Here is a 4576-nt window from a genome sequence, read left to right on the forward strand (position 1 = left end):
GAGGGGAGCAAGAGGGGTGGGTGCAGCAGCCAATGTTAGCGACAGCTATGCGAAGCAAAACGTCAACCCACCGAGGAGCTTAGGCTCGGTAGGAATCCCCGTGCCTTCAGGCCGGGGAGGATGTCAAATCGGTGACAATTGTGGCGAAGTCAAATAAAAAATCCTGGGAGTCTTTGCAAAAAAAGCTTCCCAGGTTATCAGTTTAGTTACAACAAAATTTGTTTTATTCAACTGTATGGCCAGCAGCAACGATCGCTTGCTTAATGGACTCCTCAGATGCTTTGGTTTCCACAGTCACAATTTTTTGCTCCACATCCACTTGGACATCAGCTTCCGATTCCTGAGTTTTGATTGCTTTCGTAATAGTATCTGCACATCCACCACAAGCAATAGATGGAACTTTTAGTTGCATTGTCATATTAAAAATTAGTTAGGTTGTTACAAATTTTTAATTAGTATAGCGCGGAGCGCTAGGAATAGGGAACAGGGAATAGGGAATAGCTAGTGTCGCTACGCGGAAGTCAAAAGTCAAAAGTCAAAAGTCAAAAGTCAAAAGTTCAGTACAAATAGAGTTTACAAATTTCATATGAGATAACTGGTCGAACTATATTTTTATCAACTAAATTTTCATCTATATCCCCTGCAAAAAATTCTGCTATTAACTATAAAGACTAGCAACATATTCTCCATAACCGTTATAGGGTAAAGTAGGAATTTTTTCCCAAGACCAACTAGCACCTTCGCCTAATACTCTCTCAGTTGCTTGTGACCATCGAGGGTGAGGCACATTAGGATTAACATTTGCTTCAAAAGCATATTCATTTGGTACTAAAGTATTCCAAAATGTTGCTGGTCTTGACTCTAGAAATTCAATTTTTACAATTGATTTTGCCCCTTTAAAACCATACTTCCAAGGAATAACTTCTCTCAATGGCGCTCCATTCTGTTTAGGTAATGATTTACCGTACATTCCTACTGCAAAAAAAGCTAATTCGTTAGCCATTTCATCTATTGTTAAACCTTCTGTATAAGGCCAGGGATAACTATTAGCCCAAAAACCAGGACCTTTAGTAATTTCTGCATCGTAAAAAGAGGTAAAACGAACATATTTAGCTTTTGATGTTGGTTCTACATCTGCCATTAATAATTTCATGGGAAAACCCAACCAAGGTATTACCATTGCCCATGCTTCAACACACCGAAACCGATATATTCTTTCTTCTAGAGGAAACTTTTTTTGTAGTTCATCTATGTCATAAATACGAGGATTTTTGACTAAGCCTTTAACTTCAACTTTCCAATTTTCAGTGGGTAAAGCTTGAGCAGCTTGCCAAATAGATTTATTACCACCAAATTCATAGAAATTATTATATTTTGTAGCAAGAGCTTCGTCTGTTATAGGTCGGTCAACTTGAGAAAAGTTAGGATTAATTGTGAATTTACCAGTCATTGGTAATGTTACTGCTTCTGAAGTTAAAGATGTTTTGGAGTTCCGTCCACAACTGGTAAGAGTAGATAATGCAGTAGCACTTAAACCAGCACCGATTAAATTTTTCATAAACCGACGACGGTTTAAATAAGTGGTTTCTGGGGTTATTTTTGTTTCAGGAATTTCCCAAGATTTTTTGATCCGGATTAGAGGCATGGTTAATTGTTAATTACTATGAGGTTTTAACTTGAATACTGAAGATTGATGATTTTTTCATCCCTAGTTCATAATATATAGCAGGTTTATTTAATTTGCAGACTTCGCCCTATGAAGTTTGACGAAAAATCTTTTGTTTTAGGAAGTAGGGAGTAGGTAGGGACATTGCATGCAACGTCCGTACAGAATAGAAAAGAAGAAAAAAAACTGTACCTCAGTAAATGCTATCTTTTTATACTTAAAAATCTGCGGAGGAACTACGTTAACAGTAATTAGTAATGTAAGCATTTCCTCCGGAATGCTGCGCAAACAGCAGTCAGCTATCAGCTATCAGCTTTATTTCCTTGAGTAGACAATTTAAGCTCATTTTTCTTGTGCTTCAATTATTTGTTTAAAATTGTAGTAGAAGTTAAGCAAGTACTTGGTTAATTCATTAAAAAACTGTTTGCGCACCATGACCTAGAAAGAGCTGACAGCTAATAGCTGTTTGCGCAGCATTCCGCAGGAAATGCTTACTTAGTAATGAATAATTAGGGCTTGCTGATTAAATCTCAAAGCATTGACTGATATTGCTTTTAGCCTTTTTAGGTATTGAAAAATTACCTGGTTTTCAGCTCCAATCACTCAAAAAGTGAGTATTTTTGGCAAGAAAGGGAAAGAACAATCTTGGGAAGATTCTTCTGACTACCTCTTCTACAATTCCAATTTCTCCTGAATTCTGGATTCTGGATTCTGGCTCCTACTCTTACCAAAAAACTTTATTCAGCAAACCCTAATTACTTCTAAAATTTAGTCCGAATACTTTGGCAATAACTTTTATTATTTCTCAATTTTAAAGGTTGCTTTTACCGAAAAATTCTGGTCTAAAGCCTCCCCTTTTAAGGGGATAAAAAAGATAATATTCCTAATGTCAAGCCTCCTTATTGTAGAGGTACTGATAACTGAAATGACCTTCCCAAAAATTAATAGCTGTTAACGCAGTTCCGACCTAGGAGGCTAGCTAATAACTGACGTCTGGATGCTTACAATTATACTGTAAAAATTATCAAAAAAATTTATATAATTGATTTTTTTTTAGAGACTAAATAGTATATGTTTATAACTCTATAATTACTTCAATCTCCCCTACTCCCCCACTCCCCCACTCCCCTACTCCCTATTCCCTACTCCCCTACTCTCTTCTGCCTTCTGCCTTATTCAAGTTTGTAGCTAAAATCTAAGAAATACTATCATAGAAAAAATATGCTAATTGATTGCTGATTATGAATCCTCGCATCAATTCTCACAGCCAAAATCCAGAAGACCCTGACAAGAAAATTGTCAGCCAAAATGAGACAACAGGGGGAATATCCAACTGCCCCCCTATACTCAAAGAACGCTACCAAGTCATCAAACCCTTGGGTGAAAGCGTCTGGAGCCATACATTTCTAGCCATTGACCAAGACAAACCTTCCAAACCACCGTGTATCATTAAGGAGTTTGTCAGTCTAGACGACAGAAAAGACCTAGTTTTTCAAGGTCAAGGAGTTATTCCTACCTTTAGTTGCAACCCAGTACAACTAGACAAAATCGGTAAACATCCCCAGATTCCAGAACTATTAGCCTCTGTAGAACACGATGGCCACCGTTATCTGGTACAAGAGTACATCGAAGGCCGTGATTTGGCCACAGAACTCATTGAAGATGGTGTCTTTAGTGAACATAAAATTTGGCAAATATTAAATCAATTGTTGCCAGTCTTAGAGTTTATCCACGACCATCACCTGATTCATGGAGATATTAAACCAGAAAATATTATTTGTCGGACAAAACCAGGGACAAATACTAAAGAATTTGTTTTAGTTGATTTTGGTGTGACAATTTCCGCTACTGGAGATTTATTATCAATAGGTAGTATTAATGGTTCTGCTGAATATGCTGCCCCAGAACAAACAAAAGGGAAAGTATACCCCAACAGTGACATTTATAGTTTAGGAATAACTTGTCTCCACCTATTAACTATGGTTTCACCCTTTGAACTATTTGATATAAAAGCAGATAAATGGGTGTGGCGAGACTATTTAAAACATCCTATTAGTAGGCATCTCGGTCGGATATTAGACAAAATGGTACAGCGAGACCATCGTCAACGGTATCAGTCTGTGGCAGAAGTTATTAAAGATATCAAATATGGGCCAACACCAGTAGATGTTATCCTACAGAAACCACGGTGGACTGTCACTGCTTGGGGAGCAGCAGCGATCGCTCTGTTATCTTTAGTTATTAGTTCTCGCTTACCATCTCCCCATACTCAGCCATTATCTTCATCCAATAATATTCCTAAGTTCGAACCAAGGCCACCTCGACTAAAAGTAGATGATTTTGACTCTAATATAGGTATCCTCCCTCCCATATCTCCATCTACGGGAATCATAGACCGACTTTCTCCACTGCAAACTTTAGCAACCACTTCTGGCCCAGTTTGGTCAATCGCAGCTAGTCCTAATGGTGGTATTATTGCCAGTGGTAGTACGGATGGAAATATTCAACTGTTACATCTGCGTAGCGGTAAGAATCTGGGTAAATTATCAGGACATGATGGACCTGTATGGTCTGTTGCTGTTAGTCCCGATGGTCGTACTCTAGTCAGCTCTAGTAGTGATAGTACGATTAAAATTTGGAATATCTACAGTGGTACTTTGAAGAATACATTGTATGGTCATCTGAAGGATGTTTTCTCTGTAGCTATTAGTCCAGATGGAAATACTATTGCCAGTGTGAGTAAAGATAAAACTATTAAATTGTGGGATTTGAATAGTGGTTTACTTTTATATACTCTTTATGGACATTTAGACGAGGTTCAGTCTGTTGATGCAATAATTGACCCTGATGGTTCCACAACTTTACTGTATTGTCACCACTAGCAGAAGCAATAGTCTCTCCATCAGGACA

The 4576-nt window shown here is 37.8% G+C and carries 3 protein-coding genes; 1 reads left to right on the forward strand and 2 read right to left on the reverse strand.

Features of this window, described 5'->3' with window-relative positions; translation table 11 throughout:
- Window positions 1-223: 223 nt before the first annotated feature.
- Together F6K54_RS40760 and msrP are read right to left on the reverse strand one after the other, a co-directional pair.
- The gene (locus F6K54_RS40760; protein WP_293090151.1) at window positions 224-418 is read right to left on the reverse strand and encodes a heavy-metal-associated domain-containing protein; all 195 of its coding nucleotides are present in this window, start codon (window positions 416-418) and stop codon (window positions 224-226) included.
- Between the two features lie 240 nt (window positions 419-658).
- Window positions 659-1645 (reverse strand): protein-methionine-sulfoxide reductase catalytic subunit MsrP, encoded by a 987-nt coding sequence (gene msrP, locus F6K54_RS40765; protein WP_293090153.1) that lies wholly within the window; start codon window positions 1643-1645, stop codon window positions 659-661.
- A gap of 1262 nt (window positions 1646-2907) precedes the next feature.
- Between msrP and F6K54_RS40770 the strand changes: the two genes are divergently transcribed.
- Window positions 2908-4548, forward strand: coding sequence for a serine/threonine-protein kinase (locus F6K54_RS40770; protein ID WP_293090155.1), 1641 nt, complete (start codon window positions 2908-2910; stop codon window positions 4546-4548).
- Window positions 4549-4576 lie beyond the last annotated feature (28 nt).

Origin of the sequence: Okeania sp. SIO3B5 (genome assembly GCF_010692555.1) — a bacterium.
Lineage (GTDB): Bacteria > Cyanobacteriota > Cyanobacteriia > Cyanobacteriales > Microcoleaceae > Okeania.

Excerpts from the sequence above, each read along its gene's own strand:
- F6K54_RS40760 (WP_293090151.1), bottom strand. The coding sequence starts at position 418 with ATGACAATGCAACTAAAAGTTCCATCTATTGCTTGTGGTGGATGTGCA.
- msrP (WP_293090153.1), bottom strand. The coding sequence starts at position 1,645 with ATGCCTCTAATCCGGATCAAAAAATCTTGGGAAATTCCTGAAACAAAA.
- F6K54_RS40770 (WP_293090155.1), top strand. The coding sequence starts at position 2,908 with ATGAATCCTCGCATCAATTCTCACAGCCAAAATCCAGAAGACCCTGAC.